General features: G+C 65.5%; 12 protein-coding genes and 1 pseudogene. 7 read left to right on the top strand and 6 right to left on the bottom strand.

Features of this window, described 5'->3' with window-relative positions:
* Window positions 1-34 precede the first annotated feature (34 nt).
* The gene (locus tag TSO352_RS04105) at window positions 35-2,158 is read right to left on the bottom strand and encodes a ParB N-terminal domain-containing protein (RefSeq protein ID WP_109106072.1); all 2,124 of its coding nucleotides are present in this window, start codon (window positions 2,156-2,158) and stop codon (window positions 35-37) included.
* 208 nt (window positions 2,159-2,366) lie between these two features.
* Here TSO352_RS04105 and TSO352_RS04100 point away from each other — a divergent pair, with 208 nt between their 5' ends.
* Window positions 2,367-2,555: a hypothetical protein gene (locus TSO352_RS04100; protein WP_247871891.1), complete on the top strand. Its 189-nt coding sequence runs from the start codon at window positions 2,367-2,369 to the stop codon at window positions 2,553-2,555.
* A gap of 12 nt (window positions 2,556-2,567) precedes the next feature.
* On the opposite strand, the gene TSO352_RS04095 is transcribed toward TSO352_RS04100, so the two are convergent.
* Entirely contained in the window at window positions 2,568-2,795 is a 228-nt protein-coding gene (locus TSO352_RS04095; RefSeq protein WP_109106070.1) for a hypothetical protein, read from the bottom strand.
* Window positions 2,796-3,175: 380 nt separating this feature from the next.
* Here TSO352_RS04095 and TSO352_RS33130 point away from each other — a divergent pair, with 380 nt between their 5' ends.
* On the top strand, window positions 3,176-3,472 hold the full coding sequence (locus TSO352_RS33130; protein WP_158284518.1) for a hypothetical protein: 297 nt from the start codon (window positions 3,176-3,178) through the stop codon (window positions 3,470-3,472).
* Between the two features lie 313 nt (window positions 3,473-3,785).
* Here the strand turns inward: TSO352_RS33130 and TSO352_RS04085 are convergent, their stop codons facing one another.
* Window positions 3,786-4,733, bottom strand: coding sequence for a zincin-like metallopeptidase domain-containing protein (locus tag TSO352_RS04085; protein ID WP_109106069.1), 948 nt, complete (start codon window positions 4,731-4,733; stop codon window positions 3,786-3,788).
* Window positions 4,734-5,463: 730 nt separating this feature from the next.
* Here TSO352_RS04085 and TSO352_RS04075 point away from each other — a divergent pair.
* From TSO352_RS04075 to TSO352_RS04060, 4 genes are read left to right on the top strand one after another with little or no spacing between them, the layout of a single operon-like run.
* Window positions 5,464-8,310 (top strand): hypothetical protein, encoded by a 2,847-nt coding sequence (locus TSO352_RS04075; protein WP_109106067.1) that lies wholly within the window; start codon window positions 5,464-5,466, stop codon window positions 8,308-8,310.
* Complete coding sequence (locus tag TSO352_RS04070; RefSeq protein ID WP_109106066.1) at window positions 8,307-9,380, top strand: hypothetical protein; 1,074 nt, start codon at window positions 8,307-8,309, stop codon at window positions 9,378-9,380. Before TSO352_RS04075 ends, TSO352_RS04070 begins: the two co-directional genes overlap by 4 nt.
* A 15-nt stretch (window positions 9,381-9,395) precedes the next feature.
* The gene (locus tag TSO352_RS04065) at window positions 9,396-14,948 is read left to right on the top strand and encodes a DEAD/DEAH box helicase (protein WP_109106065.1); all 5,553 of its coding nucleotides are present in this window, start codon (window positions 9,396-9,398) and stop codon (window positions 14,946-14,948) included.
* Between the two features lie 37 nt (window positions 14,949-14,985).
* Window positions 14,986-16,977 (top strand): AAA family ATPase, encoded by a 1,992-nt coding sequence (locus TSO352_RS04060; protein WP_109106064.1) that lies wholly within the window; start codon window positions 14,986-14,988, stop codon window positions 16,975-16,977.
* Here the strand turns inward: TSO352_RS04060 and TSO352_RS04055 are convergent.
* Both TSO352_RS04055 and TSO352_RS04050 read right to left on the bottom strand, forming a co-directional pair.
* A complete protein-coding gene (locus TSO352_RS04055) occupies window positions 16,974-18,989 on the bottom strand; it encodes a Druantia anti-phage system protein DruA (RefSeq protein WP_109106063.1) in 2,016 nt (671 codons plus the stop codon). The two genes, TSO352_RS04060 and TSO352_RS04055, sit on opposite strands and share 4 nt — an antisense overlap.
* Window positions 18,990-19,046: 57 nt before the next feature.
* Complete coding sequence (locus TSO352_RS04050) at window positions 19,047-20,516, bottom strand: ATP-binding protein (RefSeq protein ID WP_109106062.1); 1,470 nt, start codon at window positions 20,514-20,516, stop codon at window positions 19,047-19,049.
* A 606-nt stretch (window positions 20,517-21,122) separates the two neighbouring features.
* Here TSO352_RS04050 and TSO352_RS04045 point away from each other — a divergent pair.
* Window positions 21,123-21,527: pseudogene (locus TSO352_RS04045) on the top strand (P-type conjugative transfer ATPase TrbB); the annotation flags it as partial.
* 160 nt (window positions 21,528-21,687) lie between these two features.
* Here the strand turns inward: TSO352_RS04045 and TSO352_RS04040 are convergent.
* Window positions 21,688-21,900, bottom strand: coding sequence for a DUF6117 family protein (locus tag TSO352_RS04040; RefSeq protein ID WP_109106061.1), 213 nt, complete (start codon window positions 21,898-21,900; stop codon window positions 21,688-21,690).
* Between the last annotated feature and the right edge of the window lie 342 nt (window positions 21,901-22,242).

Raw genomic sequence — 22,242 nt, 5'->3', positions numbered from 1 at the left:
GCGGAGCGGCCGGAGCCGCTCTGCGGCGTGCGCGTCACGCGGCCACCGCCTCGGTGCGGTCCGCGTCGTCCCCGGCGTCCGGGATCTCCCCGTCACCGGTCAGGAAGGCCGGCAGGGAGGCGCCGTCCCTCTCCGCATCGCCCACCGCGCCGACACCACCGCCGGCCGCCAGCTCCAGCGGCCGGCGCAGCGGCTCCGGCAGCCAGCCGCTGTCGGCCAGCAGCCGCTCGGCCTCCTTGGCCATGTCCGGCTTGCGCAGGTGGTCGATCAACTGCGCCGCCTCCGGACCGCGGGCCTCGCGCACCGCCTGCAGGATGCGCGCCTTCGGCACCCGGCCGAGGTAGCTGTCCACCGTCGCGATCCAGCCGGCCGCCGCCATGTCGAGGCCGACCGCCCCGGCCAGCAGGTCGGCGTGGGCGGCGCGCTGCGGCGCCCGGTTCCACGGCTCGTGCACCGCGTTGACGCCGAAGGAGACACAGTGGGCGAACAGGGCCGCCCGGCTGTCGCCGTCGAACCCCACCAGCGTCTCCCACAGGGCGACCGGTTCACTCGGCAGTTGGCTGCTCCAGGCGCGCTGGCGGGCATCAATCGCCCGGGCCGCGGCGCTGGCGGCGAGGTCGGGGGGCTGCACCCCGAAGCCGGCGCTCTTCAGCTCCAGCTCCAGGCACGACGCGCCGGGGCGCTGGGTGAAGGTGCGCAGGCACAGCGCGTGCAGCGCCGCCAGGAAGGCGGTGTCGGGGTCATTGGCCAGCGCGTCGCGCAGCGCCAGCGTGCGGTGCACGCTCAGCTCGATCAGCAGCCGCTCCGGCAACGGCCGCAGCCCCTCGTCCTCCTCCGCGGTAGCCGACCCCGTGACCGGCACCGGGGCCGACACGCTGGCACCGCCGGCGATGGCAGCCGGCTGGGCGGCCACCGCCCCGCCCCCGCCACCAGCCGGAGCGACGGACGTCTCCTCGCCGCCGGCCGGAACCACCGGCTCGACCGGCGCCTCGTCCTCCGGCCGCACATAGCCGCGATCGACCTGGAGCTCGCCCTCGACATCGACGCTGACGAACACCCCGGCCCGCGCCACCTCGGCCGTCTCGTAGACCAGCGGCCGCTCCTCCAGCCCTCGCAGTTCCAGGTCGATCTCGGCGAGACGCCGCGCCACCCGATCCAGTTCCTCCGCTTCCGCCGGCTCGCTCGCCTCCAGCCCCTCGTACTCGGCGTGCAACGCGTCGTAGGTGGCCTGCTCCGCCTCGCTCAGCGGCACCGGCTCGCCGGCCAGACGGCGCAAGCCCCGGCTGTGCCCATAGGGGAAGGCCAGCGCCACCTCCACCCACTTCCAGCCCTCGGAACGGACGGTGGCGGCCTCGGCCTCCAGCTTCTCCGCCACCAGCCGGTCGAGCAGCGCCGGGTCCTGCAGCCAGCCGCCGTCGTCGTGCTGGAACAGGTCGCGCATCACCGCCCCGCCGGCCGCCTCGTAGGCCTCCACCCCGACGAACAGCGCCCGCTTGTCCGACGCCCGCACCGCGCCTTCGGTCAGCAACCGACGGATCTGGTAGGGCTCGCGGCTGTAGGCGCGCGACAGCGCCTCCCACACCTGCTCCTGGCGGGCGTGGTCGCCGCTGACGGTGAAGGCCATCAACTGCTCCAGCGTCATGCGGTCCTCGGCGTAGGCGTCGAGCAGCGCCGGCGCAACGGCGGCCAGCTTGAGACGCTGCTTCACCACGCCGGGGGCGACGAAGAAGCGGGCGGCGATCTCCTCCTCGCCCAGCCCCGCCTCGCACAGGGTCTGGAAGGCGCGGAACTGATCGAGCGGGTGCAGCGGGGCGCGCTGGATGTTTTCGGCCAGAGAGTCCTCCTCGGCGAGGCCGGCGGTGCGCACGACGCAGGGCACCGGCTGGGTCCTGGTCATGCGCTTCTGCTTGACCAGCAGCTCCAGCGCCCGGAAGCGGCGGCCGCCGACCGGCACCTCGAAGACGCCGGTCTCGGCGCCCTCGGCGTCGAGCACCGGGCGGACGGCGAGGCTGTGCAGCAGGGTGCGCCGGGCGATGTCCTCGGCGAGTTCCTCGATGGAGACGCCGGCCTTGACCTTGCGGACGTTGGCCTGGGACAGCACCAGCTTGTTGAAGGGGATGTCGCGCGAGGTGTTGAGGACGATCTTGGGCGTGGCCATGGTCGGGTTCTCCGCGACGGACGGCCGGGAGCCTTTCTCCCAACCTCCTCATCCGTCGCCCGATCCCCACCACCCTTTCCCTTTAAGCCGGGCGCGACTCCGCAACCGGCCTGCATTCGGCGTTCTGCCCGAACGGTCGCTTGCCGGGGAGGACCGCCACGCGCATCATCCCGGCCGGGGCAACCAGAAGCGTTTGGGAGATCCTCCGGTGTTCGTGGTGGACGAGGCGATGGCCGCGGCGGTGCGCCGGGCCTTCGATGAGCGGGGCGAATGGCCGGCGGTGGCGGAACTGCGGCGCCACGTGTGCATCGACGACAACACCGAGGCCCTGCGGGTGGTGCGGACCATCGACTCGTGGCATCGCTCCCCGGAAGCGTCCGGGCGGCCACTCGCCTGAACGCCCGGTCCGTCACCGCGCCGTCATGACGGACCGCCTCACCCGCGCCGTGCGCCGGCGATCGGGGATGCGGGCGTCGTCGTAGGGGCTGTCTTCCGATCGCCGCAGGGCGATCCCGCACGCCTCGGCGCGGCCGGCCGCTTCGACCGGGTAGGTCTCGATCCCGTACACCGCACCGGCGTTCGAGAACACGACCTCGACCACGAAACGGGGCGCGGCCGGCTGTTTCACAGGAGTCATCGTACATCCTCCGGCAAGGGCCGGCTTCGGGCGGTCCTCGTTCCCTCCGGGACCGGGAGCTACACGCCGCACAGGCCCTCGCATTCGTTGGGCCAGAGATCGAGCTGGCCGCGGTCAGCGGCGGTCGCCAAGTCCGCCTCGTCGAGCGGTGGAGATAGACCTCGCCGCGGATCCCCCGGAACCCCGTCCGGATGGCACGGTCCACCGCGACCGCGTCAGCCCAGGCGTCGGGATCGCCGTCGCGCAGCCGCCGCCACTGGGCGTCAGCGTGGAAGGGGCAGCCGATGCAGGCGCTGCGGGGCGGCTCCGGATAGCCGTGCCGGGCCAGCCAGAGCAGGCAGTCGCGCCGGGTCATTCGCCGCTCGACCAGCGGCCAACGGTTGACCTGCCAGCCCTCGGTCGACGGCTTCATGCGCGTCGCCTCATCGAGCGAAATCCCCAACCACGCCTCCACCACCGGAACCGTGGGCGAGCGCCGGCCGGCGATCCCGGCCAGTTCGCGCACCTTGCGCCGGATCGGCACCACCTTGAAGTCGCCGGTGCACTGTCGGCGGATCATGCCGATGGTGACGCGGCCGGCCGGCAGGACGCGCGTGCCGACGACGACCGTCCCGCCCTGCCCGTCCTCGCCGACGAGCGGGACCACGGTCCCGGGCGGGATGACGGTGCGGGTGTAGGCGGGGATCGAGGCTCGTCGTTGCCCCCGCGCCCCGGCCAGGAGGTCGGCCCGGAGGTCGCCGGCCGAGACGACGTGGACCGGAAAGGGCAGCACGCCCGGCGCCATCAGCCAGGCGAGGTGGCGGTAGACCGCCTGCGGCTCCCAGCCGGTGTCGGCGAAGACGGCACAGTCGGGCATCGGACCGACGGCGCCGTGGGCGGCCATCAGGGCCAGGGTGGTGGACTGGACGCCGGCGCCGAAGCTGAGGACGCGCAGCCGGATTGCCTCCACCGCCGGCTCGGGCGGCGGGCACCATGAGGAGAGCGCGCCCATCACGCGGACTCCCGCCCGTCACCGGCCGTGGGGACGGTTTCGGGAAGGAAGCCGAGGAGGTAGTCGGCCGCCTTGCTGGCTTGGCTGGCGGCGCGGACGATGGCATGATCGTCCCCGCGCAACACGTCCAACCACGCACCGAGGTAATCGGCGTGGCGGACGGTGGGGACAATGCCGAGCGCCGCGCAGAGATAGGCGGCTGAAATTTCGGCAATGAGCTCCTCGAAAGCGTACTTGCGGGAACCGAAGGATCCGGACAAGTCGCGGTTCAACCTTTCCTGGTGACCACTGCTGTGACTCAACTCGTGGAGGGCGGTTCTGTGCCAGTTCACGGGCTCGAAGAAGGCTTGTGGAGGCGGGATCTGCACGTAGTCGTGCTGGGGGCTGTAGAAGGCCCGGGTGCCGCCGATGCGGAACTCGATGCCGCTGGCGCGGATCAGCGCCTCGGCCCGCGGCAGGATCAGCCCCTCCGGGATCGGCGGCGGCGCCACGGCGATGCCCTCGGGCAGGCCCTCGCATTGGTCGCAGTTGAAGACGGTGAAGCGCTTCAGGAAGGGGATCGCCTGGGGCTCGTCCTCGGTGTCCCGTGCGCGCCGACGCTCGTCGTCGGGGATGAAGCGGTCGGCGTAGACGACGGTGGTGCCACGTTCGCCCTTGCGGACGTGGCCGCCCAGAGCCAGGGACTGACGGAAGGTGAGCCAGCCCTGGCCGGAGAAGCCGCGGGCGACGACGGCGCCCCACAGGATGAGCACGTTCACGCCGGTGTAGGCGCGGCCGGTGGCGGCGTTGCGCGGCAGGCCGAGCGGGGCGGCGGCGGCCGGGGTTCCCCAGGGCTGCACCCAGGGCAGCCGGCCGGCTTCCAGTTCGGCGATGATGCGGGCGGTGATCTCGGCGTAGAGGCTGGTCCGGTCGGAACCGGCGCGGGCGGTGTGCGCGGTGTCGGGCATGGCGGGTCTCCGCGACGGGCCGGTCGGAAGCCTGTCCTCCAGCCCTCAAGCCCGTCGCGAACACCGCCTCCGCCCTCTCCCTCTACGTGCACCAAGTCCGTAGCTATTTGAAAAGAAAGGAGGAACCCAGACGAAGCCAAAACTGCCAACCTGTCCTGCGGAGTGAAAGACCCCGCCCGTCACACGGTGCAGCGTGGGACGCGGAGCAAACGGATGAGGGTGGCCGGGTGCTTCCGGCAAACCATACATCAGCAGAACCCGTTAAAGCCGGACGCACGGAAACTTCCGATTCCCGATGCGGTCCGGCCAGCAAGTCCGTCATGGAGAGGGCAGCTGATGCAACTCATCGGCTTCAAGGTGATGAACCAGGTGAACCTTGCTGCCCAAGCCAAATCAGGTGGTTTGGCACAGCCTCATTGGAAGCCTTCAAATGCCGGCCGTATCAGAAGTTTCCGGCTTTGGTACGAATTGCGGCCCGGATCCGTGGATAGGTCCCGCAGCGGCAGATGTTACAAGCAGAGCCATCTATGCCTGTCCCTCTATTCTCTTTTACCGAGAAATTTGTATAAACCTCTGGTATAGGTAGCGCTAAGCGTCCCGCCGGGTAAGCTGCTGGACCTATTGGTCGTTGTCGAGATCGGCTTGGGAGGCCTTTCGATTTCGGAGGAATTCGGGTGGCTACTGTTCGCCGGTGTGCGAACCCGCACCGCAAAATCGCGACGGGGATCGGATGAGCGCCGACCTTGACGCTCTACAGAAGCGGCTCGAGAGTCACTTCGAGCAGTTGTCCGCCGCGCGGCGCGAGCGGGGGTTGCCAGTATTCGTGCTTGAGCATGGCCTCTGCGTGGATGAACTTTCAGCGTTAACGAAACTCCTCAAAGCCAAGCTGGCCGCATCTGCCTCTTACCGCTTGTCCACGCACTGGCTCGCTTGGGTCGTGTTCGCGACCGAGCAGGGTTATGACTACGATGGCGACGAGTACTGGCGTACGTTTGCGCAGCGGATGCCACACTGGGATCACGGCTGGCGATCAAGCATCCGGTCGTGGTTCAGCAGATTCCACGACAAGTATGGCGGCCTGCGTCCAGTTGGACCCTGGGCAAACAATTTCTCGATCATCGCGTGGCCGATCACCCACGCGTTGCTGCCAAAGGATTTGCAGGCGCAAGTCGCACACACCCTCTACAACCTGCGCTACAATCTCGTTGCCCATCTCGACAAACCGGTGGGGGACATAGGCCGCTACGTCGCGCGAATGACGTATGGCGGCAGTTCCCGTTACGAGAACTTTCTCGAGCAGGAGCAGCTTGTCGGCAGCATCGTCCTAGCGCTGTTGGGCCATCGGACCCAGGACGGGTCCACGGCCATCCTGCTTTCTACGCTCGACCGCATCGTCAGGGACCTCGAGCGGGCGAGGAGCGCGCGCCAGTGGCTGCACGACACGAGGAAGGCAGTTGAGTCCGCAAGGATGACGGGGGCAACCCGGCGGGCCGGCGATGGCGCCGATGTGCAGCGTGAAGCGCGTCCGTCGGAGCATAAACCTGCGATCCGTCCTACGCTCCTCCTGCGGCGCACCGAGACGGAAGCGTGGACTCCGATCGTGGAGATTCCGTGCTTCAGGGAGGTCGCGGACCTCACCCCTGAACTCGGCGGATTCTTGCGCGCGACGCGATGCGAAGTCGCCGGATCACCTGGATGGCGTCCGCCGGGATGGCTTCTCACAGGCGCGCAGCGCCGTGTGCTCGAGGCGTGGCCCGCCACGGGAAAGCCAGTGCTATCGTTCCAGAAAGCGAATGCCGCCCTGGACCACCTCCTGGCGAGCGAGGGCTGTATTCGTGCCGGCCCGACGTGGCTCTTTCGCATCGGACCCGATGGCCAAGCCAGGGAAGTGCTCGCCCGGTTGATCAGGCCGAGCTACTCCTATGTCCTCGTTACGCGCGGCAATCCGCCGGTTCTCTCGATGGCGACCGCCACCACCATCCATTGCCGCGGCGTCACCGCGGTGCGGTTTGAGGTGCCGGCCAAGCTTTCGGAGCCGCAGATCGACGAGTTCAGAAAGGCCGACCTGTCGATCGCCGAGACGATCCGGGTCTGGCCGGTCGGCCTCGCAGCGCGGGCCTGGGACGGCGAGGGCGCCACCGAGTGGCTCGTGAACGAGAGCCCCTGCTTTGCCATCGAACACGACCACCCCGTCGCGCAGTACGAACTGAGGCTTGGCGCCGGGGCCAGCGTGAAGATCTCCGCGAAGCCGCCAGGCGAACCAACCTTCGTTAGACTCCGGCCGCTTCCCGCCGGGAATCACGTCCTTAGTGTCAGCGTCGCACGCACTGCGGCCGAGGCAGTCTCTCGCCCCGTCGAGGGGATGATCTCGCTGACCGTGCGCCCTCCCAATCCTTGGGCGAGCGGCGCCATCGGTCATACTGGGCTGATCGTCTCGTGCGATCCGCCCTCGCCGACGCTCGACGACTTCTGGGAGGGCCTCACGCAGTTGCAGGTGATGGGGCCCACTGGGCGCCAGGTCGTGGTTTGCGTGGAATTACTGGATGGTGCTGGCCATCGGCTCGGTCTCGAGCAGGTCGCTCAACTGACCTTGCCTCTAGGGACCGATTCCTGGCGCAACGCCTTCTCAGCATTTGCGAAGATGGAGAAGCAGCCCTGGAACTATCTGAGTGCAAGCTCGGGACGCATCGTCGTCGATGGCGAGGAACTGGGTGTCGTGCATATCCCACTCCAACGCGATGTCGCCCCGGTGCGCTGGGTGTGGCACGAGACGAATCGCTCGATGCAACTCAGGCTCGTCGACGACCACGATTCCGAGACACCGCTTGAGGTAATGTTCTTCCCTTTCGGGAGACCGATTGAAGCCACGACACTTACCCCTGAGGCCGTCGCCGCTGGCACCGAGCCGCCGTCGCCTGGCGGGCTGTTCGTCGCGACCTATGGCGACAAAAACGAAGCGCTGGTCGTGAGTTCCCGAAAGCTGTCCGGTGGTCTGGGCGGGCTGCTGGTCGAGCCGGCATTCGATGAGGTCCGAGAAGAACCTGAAGAGGCGCTCGCCCTGGTGAAGTCGATTGGCCTTTGGTCTGCGGCGCGTCTGACGGGACCGCTGGCCGCCCAGCGTCGGGACAGCATCGTCGCCCACCTCAAGGAGCGGCTCTACTACATTCTCCTCGGTTCCGGCTGGGCGCGGGCGGAGGCCAGCCTGCGGATCGGCAAGCTGCCCGTCGAGACGGCGGTCGAGGGATTGCTACGCTGTTTCAACGACAAGAGGACGTTCGGCGTCATCCTCGCACGGGACGCGCACAAGTATGCGCAGATGGCTGTCGACGTACGGGAGCGCGAGTTTGACTCGCTCGCCGGTCGCTATAAGATCGTCCCTGGAGCGCCGACTAAGCCCGCGATCGACCTAGGAGAGGTGATCGACGGCAGATTGAAACTGTCGGACTCGGAGGTTTTAGCAATTATCGAGTATCTATGGGATTGCCGGGAATTGAATGCCGGAGCGCGCCTCATCCAGCTACTCGGGAGCGGGGCGGCGGCGTTCAACCTGCCGGGCGCCGCGGTGGGGGCGGTATGATCGAGATCGTTGCTGCTGACGTCGTGGCGGGCGTGGCCCGGACATCGCTCGGACTGCCTTCCGCCCCGGCCGACCTGGACGAGCCATACATCGCTGCCGCACTCCGGCGGCTGGCCGGATTTCTCTGCCCAGGATCGCCGCGCACGCTGCTGCGCGCCATGGTCGACAGTCATCGCGGTCTGGTGGACGATCCGGATGCCTTCGCCGAGCGGATAGAGGCGGTGATCGAGGCGTTGGTCGCGATCGGCGACCTACTGGAACTCGGCGACGTCGCATTGGAGGGGGAGAAGGTCAGGAACACGTGGCTTGTGGCGGCACCGCCAGCCTTCGTCGTGCGGGAGAGCGGAATCGTCTTCGTCCTCGGGCTGTCGGCCGACGAGCAGACGCCGCTTCCGACCGAGATGCGCTCCCGCGTCGCGGTCGATCGGGCCATACGGTCGATCGAACCCCACGAAGGCGAGGACCTGGGTGCGGTGCTCCGCGAACTCGGACTGCGTGAACTGTCGGATGCCGGGTGGCTCCGGACTCCACGGCGCGTGGACGCTGCCGGGCTATTGGCGGGTTATGGCGCGAAGCTGGCCGCATGCTCCCGTTCGGGCGAGGTGCCTGACCTTCTTGTGCTCGACGGGAGCCGCAACACCCGCAGCTACGGGCGGCGCTGGACGCCTTCCGGCTCGCTCACGGGGCTCTTCGTCGTCCGGCGCCCGCAGATGTTTGGTGCCGACCTGTGGGGGTATGCCGAACTGCATGACGGGGCTGCGCAGAAACTGCTGGATCTCCCTCTGCATAGTGAACGGTGGCGGGGTTGTGACGCGGCTTGGCGCATCCAAATGGCGATCGATGCTCTCGCCGGACGCCCCCAGGAGTATCGGCTTACCCTCACGGACGTTGGCTCGCGGTTCGAATTCTTCTCGCCAATCCCATCCTGGGCGCGGCGACGTCTCGCGGTGATCGGCCGAGAGGTCGAGCCTGCTAGCTGTCTCATGAGTTTCCTCGTCCCCACCAGCGAGGTGGCGGCGGTGGAAGCGTTCCTGAATGATCTCCTCTACCTGTCTCGGGTGGTCAAATGAGGAAGCGTTACTAAGATGGCGAGAACAATTCAGGAGACCATTGATCGTCTCCATTCCTCGCTGAAGGAATACATCGAGGCCACCTACCACATCGGTGACGCAGCGCTCATCGTCCAGCGGCGCACGCTGCTTGACCGGACTGGTGTCACCCACCAGGAGCCGTTCCTTGAGACGACGCCGCGCTATCAGGTTGGCGCGAGGTTCCGGGATATGAGCGGGCTGCCGCCCTCGGCGCGTACCATCTACGAGATGCTATCGGGCGCCAGGAAGAATCGTGCGCGGCTTCTTTTCGATCCCCCGTATCGCCATCAGGCCGACGCCGTCAGCCACGCCCTCGTCGAGGGGCGCAACCTCGTGATCATGACCGGAACCGGCTCCGGCAAGACGGAATCATTCCTGCTACCGATCCTCGGCAAGTTCGCTCGCGAGGCTGCCGAGCGCCCGGCCTCGTTCGAGCGGCCGGCCATGCGTGCGCTCCTGCTATATCCGATGAATGCGCTCGTGAATGACCAGTTGGGCCGTCTGCGCGCCATATTTGGCGACCCGGATCTGGTCGAGCAGTTCACAAAGTGGGCGGGCCGTCCGCCACGCTTCGCCCGCTACACCAGCCGGACGCCCTACGCCGGTGTCCGGTCGGGGAAGAAGGACGGCCGCAAGCTCGCCTCGTTCGAGGACTTTTACGTCGAGATCGAGCGCCAAGCATCGGGACCCGCATCCGATCAGCAGAAGGCGGCCGCCCGCCTGCGCGAGCAGTTGCGGGAGCGCGGTAAGTGGCCGGCGAAGCCCGATCTCGACAATTGGTATGGGGCGAAGGGGTCGCGCTGGGTCGACCCTAAGACCGGCGAGTTCCTCCGGGCCGTCACACTGGACGAGGATTCAGAGCTCATCACGCGACACGAAGTGCAGGCGACTTGTCCGGACCTTATGGTCACGAACTACTCGATGCTCGAGTACATGATGATGCGCCCGATCGAGCGGCCGATCTTCGATGCCACCCGGGATTGGCTGGCGGCCAATCCGGACGAAAAGTTCGCAGTCGTCCTCGACGAAGCCCACCTGTACAGGGGCGCAGCCGGCGCCGAGGTTGGACTTTTGCTACGCCGCCTTCGCGATCGGCTTGAGATACCAACTGACAGATTCCAGGTGATCTGTGCTACCGCGAGCTTCGAGGACAAGGTCTACGCGACTGAGTTCGGCGCCCAACTCTCCGGCGTGCCGGCCGACAGCTTCGTGGCCGTCACGGGTGCCCTCGATATGCGGTCCCATGCCGCGCCCGGCACCAAGGCCGATGCAGAGGTGCTGGCAGGTCTCGATCTCGAACTTTTCTACTCGGCGGATGAGGCCGATCGCGCGGCGTCTGTCGCAGGTTTTCTCGCGCACCGCGGCGTGGCGCCGAGTGCCGGAGTCGAGCGTGACCTATTCGAGGCGCTCAAGACCTTTCCCCCGCTCGGCCTCCTCGTGAACGAGACGATGGGCGCCGCAAAGCCCCTCGCCGAACTCGGTTCCACGCTTTTTCCGGACACCCCGGACATCGCGGACAGTTCCGTGACGGCGCTGCTTGCCGTTGGGAGCGTCGCGCGCGAGCAGCCCGACGCCTCCGGTCCGTTGCCCTGCCGTGTGCACAACTTCTATCGTGGCCTTCCTGGGCTATGGGTATGCATGGACCCGGACTGCGCTGAGTTGGCCGAGGAGGATCGCAACGGCATCTGCGGCATGATGTATAGCCAGCCGCACGAGGTGTGCGGTTGCGGATCGAGGATTCTCGAGCTTTTCACCTGCCGTAGCTGCGGATCGGCATACGCCAGGGCTTACTCCGATGATCTCGATTCACCAGACGCCCTTTGGTCCGAGCCGGGTCGACGGCTGCGTATGCCAGCTATCGAGACCCTCCCGCTGCTCGACCTCGATTTGCTACTCGAAACGCCCAAGCAGACCGATCTGGCCGAACTCGCCGAGTATGACCTCGACACTGGGCGACTGTCCGCAGGCCAGCGGACGCGCACGGTGTACATCCGCAAGGACAGAATTACGCCCGCTGTCGACAACGACGATGACGACGAGAGCGGCAAGGCGGACGACAGCGCGGATCGTCGCGGGCAGTTCGTGCCATGCGCCGTGTGCGGCGAGACCGCCAGCGGCAGGACAACGGTCCAAGACCACCAGACGAAGGGCGACCAGCCGTTCCAAGCGCTCGTAGCGCGGCAGTTGGCGGTGCAGCCGCCGGGCAAGCAGCCGCCCTCGGTGTTCGCCCCGCTCCGTGGTCGCAAAGTTCTCGTCTTCTCGGACTCTCGCCAAGTAGCTGCACGTCTAGCGCCGAACCTGCAGATGTATTCCGTCCGCGACGCGCTGCGGTCTCTCATCATCTGGGGTTACAGCCGCCTGTCGCAGCCGGCGATGATCCAGCCACTGCTGAGCCTTGACGACCTATATCTGTCGGTGCTGCTGGGGTCGAAGGTGCTGGGTGTCCGCCTGCGTCCTGAACTGAAGTCCGGGGAGAACTTCTTCACTGCCGAGGAGGCGGTTGAGAAGGCGGTCGCAGAGAAGGCCGAGACTGACGACTCCAGGCTCGCGATGCTCTGGATGGAGACGAAGACGGAAGTACCGCCGGCGGCGCTGCTCGACGACATCGTGAAGACCGTCCAGGACCGATATCTCGGCCTCGAGGCACTCGCGCTTGCTTCGATCCGCGAGCGCGCCAATAAGACCAAGGCACTGCACGCGCTGCCGGACATCCCAGGCATTGCGGAGAATGACGAGGACAAGGTCGCGTTGGCCCGTGCTTGGCTCCGCTGCTGGCGATCGGTCGGCTTCTGGCTGAACTCGATGCCGAGCACATGGTACAAGCGGCCGCGCGGACGGGGGACCAGCGTCGGCTCGCGCAAGGGCACGTTCAAGGCGATGGACATCGTGCTCAAGGACCCGGCCGCCCGGAAGGTGTTCAAGAACTGGACAAAGCCACTGCTCGATATCTTCACCCAAGACCAGGGCGGGGGGGCACGCCGCCTTATGGGCCAGAACCTCTCGCTCGAATTGGACGGCGATTGGCGCAGGTGCACCAACTGCAAGTCGGTTCATCGGCCGGTCCGCACCATACCGCACTGCCTCGATTGCGGGAGCGATGCGGTGGTGGAACTGAATCCGCTAGATGACAGCGTGTTCGTCGCCCGCAAGGGCTACTACCGGAACCCGGTGTTAAGGGCCCTGAGCACGCCGCGCGAGGCTCCAATGGCCCTCATCGCGGCGGAGCATACCGCTCAGTTGAACGCGCCGCAGAGCGATGACGTCTTCTCGAAGGCCGAGGAGAATGAACTTCTGTTCCAGGACGTCGAACTCGACTGGGGTCCGTCTGGCGGTCAGAACACAGCTATCGACGTGTTGTCGAGCACGACGACGATGGAGGTCGGGATCGACATCGGCGCCCTGTCGGGCGTCGCGCTGCGTAACATGCCGCCCGGCCGGGCCAACTACCAACAGCGCGCCGGCCGCGCCGGCCGCCGTGGCAACGCGGTTGCTACCGTCGTCGCGTTCGGTAGTGCCGACAGCCATGATGAGCACTACTTCAGCAAACCCAAGGAGATGATCTCGGGGAAGGTCATCGACCCTAAGCTGACGCTCGACAATCCGGACATCGTGAAGCGCCACATCCGCGCCTACCTCCTGCAGACATATCATCAGGTGCGGATCCCCGTCTTCGACTCCAGCGCCAATCCTGACCTCTTCTCGGTCCTTGGTTCGGTCGAGGACTTCAAGACGGCGGGTGCGACGCTGAACGCCGCGGACTTTAAAGCTTGGCTCAACGAGAGCGAGACCGAACTTCGCGAGCGCGTGGCGTCTTGGATCCCCGAGGAGTTGGTCGGAGAGGTCCGCGAGGCGCTGTTAGATGAGATGGTCGATGACTGTTCGGCCGAGGTTGATAAGGCGATCGCAAACGATTCCTTAGGCGGTGAACGGTTCGAGAAGGAAGATGACGACGCCGACGAGGAAGGCGTCGAGATCCCGGATGAGGTGGGCGAGGAGGCCCCGCCGGTGAAGGCGCTGACGGGCAAGCTCCTTGACCGTCTGCTCTACAAGGGCGTGCTGCCGCGCTACGCTTTCCCGACCGATGTTGCGACCTTCAGTGTCTTCGACAAGGAGCGGTCGACGCCATACCGACCCATCATGAAGTTCGCGCCGTCGCAGGGATTGCCGGTCGCCCTGTCGCAGTACGCGCCGGGCAAGCAGGTCTGGATCTCGGGCAAATGTTACACGTCGGGCGCCATCTACTCGCCAATGTCCGAGGACCGCTTCGACGCCTGGCAAAACCGTCGGCTCTACCGCGAATGCAGTGAGTGCGGTTTTGCCGAGACGGTGAAGATCGACCAAGGGCTCGGCCACAACCACGTATCGGACTGTTATGCCTGTGGGTCTCTAGAGACCTTCGGCCCCACGCGTTACTGGCTCCGTCCGCCGGGCTTCGCGCATCCGTTGGAGATGGAGGAGGTGACGTCCCCGGATGACATGCCGGAGACCAGTTACGCCACGCGGGCGAAGCTGGTAATGCCGACGCCGGCGGACGACGATAAGTGGATCTGGGCAAACGACCGAATCCGGTCCATGCCAAACCGTCAACACCTCCTCGTGTCGAACACAGGTCCGAAGCAGGAAGGTTACAACTACTGCACACTGTGTGGCCTCATCGAATCCTCAGCGGAGGGTTCGGCGTCAATCTTCAATTCCCATTTGAAGCCATTTCCCCATAAGGAGCCGACCTGCCCCGGGTCGCGCACGTCGCGACACGTCGTGCTGGGGACGGACTTCATCACGGACATCGCGCTGTTCTCTATCCGGGTGGAGGCCCCGCTGAAGCTCAAGCCCGGCTACTTCCCAACGGACGTGGCGCTGAGAACGGTCAGCGAGGCACTCGCCAAGGCGGCGTGCGCGATGCTCGAGGTCGAGCCTGGTGAACTGATGGCCGAGTACCGACCTGCGCTGACTCAGGCGGGGAAGGTCGGACTGGAGGCGGAGATCTTCCTCTATGATACGCTTCCCGGCGGCGCAGGGTTCTCGCGGCAACTCGCGGACCGCGGGCTGGAACTCTTCCAGCGCGCGCTGACCATCATGAAGACCTGCCATGAGGACTGCGATTCCTCATGTTACCGATGCTTGCGGAGCTTCAAGAACAAATTTGAGCACGGCCAACTCGATCGGCATGTCGGCGCGGAACTGGTCGAATTTCTCCTCACCGACCACATGCAACCGTTCAACCCCGAGCGCATCGATGCATCCATTAAGGTCCTTATGCTCGACCTCGAGCGCAATGCCGACAGCGGCGTCACTTACCAGCGGGATGCGGTCGTGAACGTGCCGAGCATGGGCGACGTGACGGTCCCGATCCTCGCCACTCGGTCTGACGGCATCCAGAGGGTTATCGCGCTCGCCGGACCGCTCACCGAAGAGCACCCTTCCGACCCTCGCATCGTGGAGATGCGAGAAAAATGGGACGGCGAGGTCGTTCTGATCAACGAACTGCTCGTGCGGGGCAACCTGCCGACAGCGACTCGCACGGTCGAGGAACGGGTTTTGGCATGAGGGTTACGGATGCGATGACGGCCCACAGGGGCGGCGCGTGATTGAGATCACTGGGGTCACAGAGGGCGATGAGTACGCTGCCGCTAAGCGCCTTGAGCGGCGCATGCTGGACCTCTGGCCCGACCTCGCGCGCAGCCGAACCGACGTGGTACGGATCTTCGTCGGTCTGAAGATGCATGGGCAGAAACTCGAGGACCTCGATCTAGTCGTGATCGCGTCGTTCGAGGCCGCGCGCGACTTTGATCCAGAGTGGAAGTTCTACTCGCGCGACGGCGATGCTTTCACGCCGAAGTCGGCGCGCGTGCGAAACTTCGCGCTGGTTTTCGAGGTCAAGTCCCATGACGCGTCGGGCGTGCGCTTCGAGAACACGGCCGCCTTCGTCAGGTATGTACGCAACGGTGCCGAGTCATGGGAGTGCGTCACCGAGAAGAACCGGACACAGATGTTCGAGTTCAAGAAGTGGCTCGACCGCTTCGGGCTAGACCATGTCCACGTTCAGAACCTCGTCTTGTTCACCGGCCTAAAGGAGCGCGATCTGCCACCGCGCCCCAACGTCTGCATCGCGGGTGACACCAGCTTCGAGCGGCTGCTGAACGTGCTCGGCCAGGTGGCCGGTCCGCGTGAGCCCAACAAGAGAGTGACGCTGTCGTATGGGAACGAAGAGGCGTTTACTCGTTTGCTAGCTCCGAACTCACCTCTCTTTGCAACCCTCGAGCCCACGCCGCTGGACCGCCGCCGCATGGACCTCATCGCGAAGTCGGCGCTGCCTGAGGCTTGGCTCGCGGATCTCGGCCAGCGACAAGTGCTGCTGAAGGGTAGAGGCGGCGTCGGGAAGACTGTGATTCTATTGCAGATGGCCTATCGGGCCTTTGATCAGTGGGGCCGGCGCTCGCTCGTCCTTACATTCAATAAAGCGCTAGTGGCGGACATGCGGCGCACGATGTCGCTGCTCGGGGTCCCGCGCGACGTGGAAAAGGGCGGGGTGGCAATCGAGACCGTGCACGGCTTCATCGGCCGGCTGATGCTCAAGCTCGGCGTGATCGATGGCTATGAGGGCTTCCTCGAAGACTATGACGCGCATAAGGAAACCCTGCTGAACTATCTGCGCAGCGGGACCGTCACCGCCGAGGATCTAGGCGAGATTATGCGCGCTGATGCTACCGAGTTCGACTGGGATCTGGTGTTCGTCGACGAGGGGCAGGACTGGCCCGGTGACGAGATCGCCATCCTGAACGCAGTCTACGGACCAATGTGCCTCATCGTGTCCGATGGCATCGACCAGTACGTCCGGCATTCCGTGGCTGATTGGACGTCCGGTCTGCCGAAGGGAAATTCCAGGACTCGACGCATGAGGAAGTGCTTGCGCATGAAGGCGAATGTCGCGTCGTTCGTGGCCGACGTCGCCATGCAGCTCGGCCTAGATGACTGGGACCTGGAGCCCAACGTGGACGCCGGCGGCGGCAGGATCATCATCTACGACGGCGATCTCACCATCCAACCCGATCGCATCGCCGGCTTAGTCAAGGAGGCCCGCAAGCTCGGCAACTTCCCTGTCGACATGCTCGCGTGCGTGCCACCGGGATCGGTCGTGAGGACGGCCCACGGCCCTGGGAGCGCGGCGGCCGAGGCCTATGCCGCCATGGGCGGCAAGGTCTGGGACGGGACGGCGCGCGATGTCCGCGAGGCCTATCCGACCGATCGCGAAGAACTGCGATTCGTGCAGTACGACTCTTGCCGAGGCTTGGAAGGGTGGTCGGTGGTCAACTATGACCTCGATCAGTTATGGGATTACAAGGCGCGCCAGTGGGAAGCCGAGGGGCGCGACCACGATCCGTTGATCGAGACGCGCGAGGAGGCGGCCGCGCGCCACGCCGCGCGCTGGGTTATGATACCGCTGACCCGCGCGATCGACACGTTGGTGATCGGACTAGGGACGGCGCCAGGCCCACTGCGCAGTGTACTTCGGCGCGTTGCCGACCAGCATCCCGACTTCGTCGAATGGGTCGAGCTTCCGCATGTGGGAACCTAGTCGATCAATTCTGACAAGAGGTCGGCCTCGGTTGCGTGCAGGCTGCGCTGGATGGTGGCGGGGCCAAGCGTACGTAGTGCGCCGATCGTTTCGGGGCGCTTGGCGCGGCCGTCTAGCCACCGGCGGCGCCACGCTGCAGCGATGGTCGAGACCGGTGACGCGTGGAATTCGTCGCTCTCCATGCCCATGAGCGAGTCTCGCGAGCCCGAGCCGAGTTCGCATGCGTAGAACAGGCGGGGCGTGTTGTGGTGGAGAATTGCATCGCTGTCGATGCCGAGGGCGTCGAGGCCCTCCCTGATTTGGCGCAGACGCGGGCTGGTGCCCTCGCCGAAGCGGTTGTTGATCCGGCGCGACGCGTGCACACTCTGCGCCATCTGCCTCAGGGCGTGGGCGGTGTCGGCGCCGAGATGCAGGGTGCCAAACCCACCTGTCCTGCTCTTGCCGATCGAGTCCCATCGTAGGTCATGGTCGAGACCCGGATGCTCGGCTGCGCGGAGGGCCAGCCTGTTGTATTGGCTCGATCCGACGCCGTAGAGGCTAGTGGTGGTCAGTACCCGAAGGTCCGCAGGCTTCAAGACGGCGCGGCCCGCCATCTGGGACGCGATGACGCTCACTTGTCTGCCATATCGCTCGGCATAGTGGTCGCGTACCTCTCTCGATGCGAGGAGCAGCGCAACGAGCTTGCCGCCAAGCAGTTCGTTGTAAGGGGCAATGGCGCCGCAGATGCTCACGTCGACGACGCGGCTCGACAGGCCGGCTTTGCGGAACTCGGCAAGCACGACGTCAATCGCGCGCTGCCCGCTCTTCGCCGAGAGGAGTTGCGACAGCGCCTCCTTGGGTCTATCGAGGAGGCCGGCGGCACGGAATATCTGCTTGGCCGAGAGGAGTTGGGAGAGGAGTTCGGCGCGCTTGCGCACGAAGAGAAGATCCTCCGATGCCGCCCGCCAGTTCGTCTCAGCATCGGCCGCTTTCACGGCACCGCGGAACGGCGGGACGCGGCCGTCCTGCTCCATGCTGGCCTCGTAGTGGGCGCGCAGTTCAAGTTCGCGAGCGAACGCCGCGCCGGATGCCTTCTGTTCGAGCCGCAGGACAGTGTTCTCGACCGGCGACGCGATCTCACCGGCGGTGACGAGGTCGTCCCAGCGGACGTCGGCGATCGAAGCGTCTAGCCTCTCGGCCATCGCCTGCGCGAGGGCCGGCGCGTCCCAAGTGCCGGAATTGAGGTTGGCCTCCATCGCGCCGCGCAGCCAGCCGATCCAGTTGTCGCGGGCGCTCAGACGCATCACCGGGCTCGCCAGCATCGCGATGCCGATCACAGGGCGGTTTGGTCGAGCGGCGTTGCGGACGAGCACGAGTAGCTGGCGGCCAGGTATCGGGCGATACTCGTGCGCCCAGGTGTGCCGGAAGTAGCGCCAGATGTCGTTCAGCGGCAGTCCAGTGTCGGTGCACCGGGATCCCGAATGGCAGATCTCGACCACGGGATCGATCACGCAGGCGAGTGCCGCCTCCCGGTCCTGTTCAGGCAGGAGATTGACCCGCTCCAACGCGTCGGCAAGTTGGTCGCCGCTGTCTATTAGGTCGAGCACCGATGTCCGCCCTTGCGGGCGTAGTGTCCGACGCTCCATCCGTTGGATGAAGCTCGCAACAGAGGGCTCTTCAAGCTGTCGGCGGCGCGACGCCTGCAGCGCCGCCCGAATGCGTAACTTCACGTCTTCGACCGTCTGATCGTCATGGCGGTCGATGCTCGGCGGCTCGCAAAGCAGCGCGCCCTTGCGGAGCGAGACCTGCCAGCCCTGCTCGAAGAGGTCCGCGACCAGCAAGCAGACGGCCCTCAGCCTGGTGCTGTCCCCGTCGTCGATATAGCTGCGAGCGAGGCTTCGCAGACTGTCGGCAAACCGCGGTGGCGTCGGACCGCTGAAATCGAGGAGACCGTGCAGTTCCTCGCGTTCACTAGGGTTCAGGAATGGCTCGAATGGGCGCGCGTCTCGGAGCTTGTCGTCATTTTTGTTCATCGGCGCTCTCCCTAATCGTGGCCCTGCGTCAGCAATGCCAAATCCCTTTGCTCCGCGCTAGTCGGTATTCGTTTGTTCGCGGTAAGACTTACCGCGATCCCGCGGTGTTGCCGCCATCCGCTCGGACCATCCCCTCAGCAACTCCCGGTACTCCGTCCGGACCGCCAGCTTAGCATTGGACGCACGACTTTCGATCTCGTCGAGCAGCATGCGGAGCGCGTCGCTCACCGCAACGTCACGCGGCACCGCAAGCCCGCGTGTAACGCGCGCCGGCAGCGCGCTCGGTGCCGAAACGCTCACGGTGCGGGGTTCGCGGGCAGGTCGTCCCGCCTTCGCCGACTTGACCTTCGCCCTGAGGTGCTCGATCGCCTTATGAAGGCCGGCGCCCCTTAGACGGTCCCACATCTCGGGCGAGACCGACACTTGCTGCTTCGAGGTGGTGACGCCGAACGCCTCGTCGAGTACCGCGGAGAACTCAATCTCTATTCGGATGTAGCGGTCGTTGTTAATGAATATCGTCCAGGGCGTTCGCGACTGAACGTCGACCAACCGTCCGTTCCGGCTGAAGATGATGCCGTGATACTGCTTCATGATCGGGAAGCGGTCGTTCGCGTTGATGCCGATCGCGTCACGCGTCTTGTCGATCGCGGCGAAGCTGGGCGGCAACCACGCGTAGCGAAGCACGACATCGCCCACACGGCGTTCGTCGCCCTCGATCCTGACGGTCACCGGATCGAGAGCGATGGCACGGTCCTCGTCCAGGTTGTGGAGATCGGCATCGGGATTAAGGAAGAGCGGATCAATCGGACGCACCTGCTCTCCGTCGACTTGGACGCGCGTCGCCCAAAGTAGTTTGTGGTAGGCGACGCCAAACTGCCGGACCAAGTTGCGGCGGAGACCGGCGGCGGTCGACCAGTCGAGCCGGTCTAGTTTCTCAATGACGATCACAGTGCCGGATTGCCAGCCGCCTGGATAGGATCGCCTCATAGCGTCGTGCAGGAAGTGGGGGAGTTCCGCCAACTCGGGGGTGGGAATAGCGGCCTCCCGTTCGGCTCCAGCATTCCCGTCAATGACGGTATCGAGTTCAAAGGTCACCGCGTGCAGGTGGCCACCGCTTGTCTTGGAATATATTGTGAAGCAGCGGCCCATGCTCACCGTCGCGCAAGGTAGGCCGTAGCCGAACCGCCCCAATCCGCCGCGGTCGTTCTCGCGGTGGGTTCCGCCCCACATCATCGCGAAGCGGATCATATCGGGATCCATGCCGTGGCCGTTGTCGATGACCGCTAGGTGCGTGGGTTTCCGCGCCGATCCGTCGGCATCGTAGCCGAAGACGATGTCGACAGTCTCGGCGTATGCCTGAATCGAGTTGTCGACTAGTTCGGCGATCGCCTCGACGTTCGATCGGTAACCCATGTGGCGGATGCCGCGGACGAAGGCCTCGGGGGCTATTAGACCGAGGTTCTGGTCGCGCGCACGAAGCGTGTACTGCCGCTGTGCTGCGATGACTTCCGCATGTAGTTGAGTCATAGCCACTTCCTCGTGATGATTTTTGTTCGCGATTTTTACCTACGTTGGCCGCACCTCCGCAGACGGGGATTATCAGTTTCTGTCATGCCTCCGAGAGGCGCCGCACACTGCATGCAAAACGAGAAGTATATCAAAAAATCATCTTAGGTTGAGGCGATGATTTCCGCTACTGGTCAGCCGTGTCGCATGCCAAATTCACAATGTCTGGTTTTATTCTTTCCATATCCTGAGTCCGAGATCTGCCCGTCCCCCTCCATCCCATCGGGAAGCTCGCCGCGGATTGATCCGCGACCGAACGAACATCGGCTATCCCAATCGCTCCGCTCCACACCAGCCGGTCCGAATTCTATAACGCTCCCGTAGGACGACTAAGCAGACCGTCCGGTCTTTCCCAGGTATCGCGCCGAACCAGTCGGACTGGAATCGGCCCAAAGCAGGTATGTATTAACCCGCTGCTGAATTCACAAGCTCTGCCGATTTCCTGTATTTACGCGCCAAAACCCTACTACGCCCATTACCTTGTTGCGTCCAAGTAATTTCTGCTTCTCCTAATTATCCCCAATGTCGATCCCGAGAGGTGAGGATCGCCCCAGACCGGGAATGATCATGGCACCAGCCGCCGCCCATTCCGAAGCCTTCGTCCGTAGCGCCCGCATGCTGCGCACCGCGCTGGGATCGGCCATCGCTGCCTACCTGGAAGAACCAGCCATCGTCGAGGTGATGCTCAACCCCGATGACCAGCTGTGGGTCGATCGGCTGTCGGGCGGGCTGGAGGACACCGGTGCCACCCCGACGCCGACCCATGGTGAACGCATCGTCCGCTTGGTCGCCGCCCACCATGCCGGCGCCCCCTGCGTCTCCGCCGAGTTCCCCGAGACTGGAGAATGGTTTGAAGGGCTGCCGCCGCCCGTGGTGGCGGCGCCGGCCTTCGCCATCCGCAAACCGACGGTCGCGGTCTTCACCCTGGAGGATTACGTCGCTGCCGGCATCATCATGACCGCCGGTCAGGCGCAACCCACACACCGGAGCCAGAGGACAGGGACGTCGGTGTCGGTTCGGAGATCGGCGGTCAGGGTCATGGCGGAGGGTCTGGGAGAGCGGGGGGACCAGCGGCCGGCGGACGCTCTCTCGATCCGCTCCGGCTCACCCCGCCCCCCGCCCTCCTCGCCCTCTACCCGCCGTTGGGATCGAACGGCGGGTGGTAAAGCTCATAGGGGTCAGCGTCGGCGAGGTGCCCGAAGGGGGTTAGCACCGCCTGACCGCCGTCCCGACTGACGGCGCACAGAATGAAGCGGGTCTCGCCGGTGCGGGCGTCGGTGCCCTGGACCAGCGCCAAGTCGCCCGCTGCTGCGGCGCGCAGCGGCGTCTCGAAATTCGCCTTCACGAAACCGGGGCATGGAGGGTCTGGTCGGCCAGAAGCGGGCGCTGGCGCTCGCGGTGTGCACCTCGGACGAGGGACGGCGCTGGTCGAAGCTGCGCGATTGGCTGGCGAGTCGCTGATCCGAACCCGCCGCCCTCCCCTCTCCGAAGCGGATTTCCCCGACCAGCGCCCGGCTTTCTACGCCAGAGCGTTACGCCAAAGCGCGCGGGAATTTCCGCCCAAATGATTCCGATTTGATTCCAGAAGCGGCCTGGAGAGGGCTGATCCGGACATGAAAAAGCCCATGAAAGCTGAGTGCTTTCATGGGCTTTGATTTGGTTGCGGGGGCAGGATTTGAACCTGCGA

This window comes from Azospirillum sp. TSO35-2 (assembly GCF_003116095.1).
Taxonomy (GTDB): domain Bacteria; phylum Pseudomonadota; class Alphaproteobacteria; order Azospirillales; family Azospirillaceae; genus Azospirillum.
Note: the sequence above shows the minus strand (reverse complement) of the source record. Positions and strands in the feature narration are given on the sequence as shown.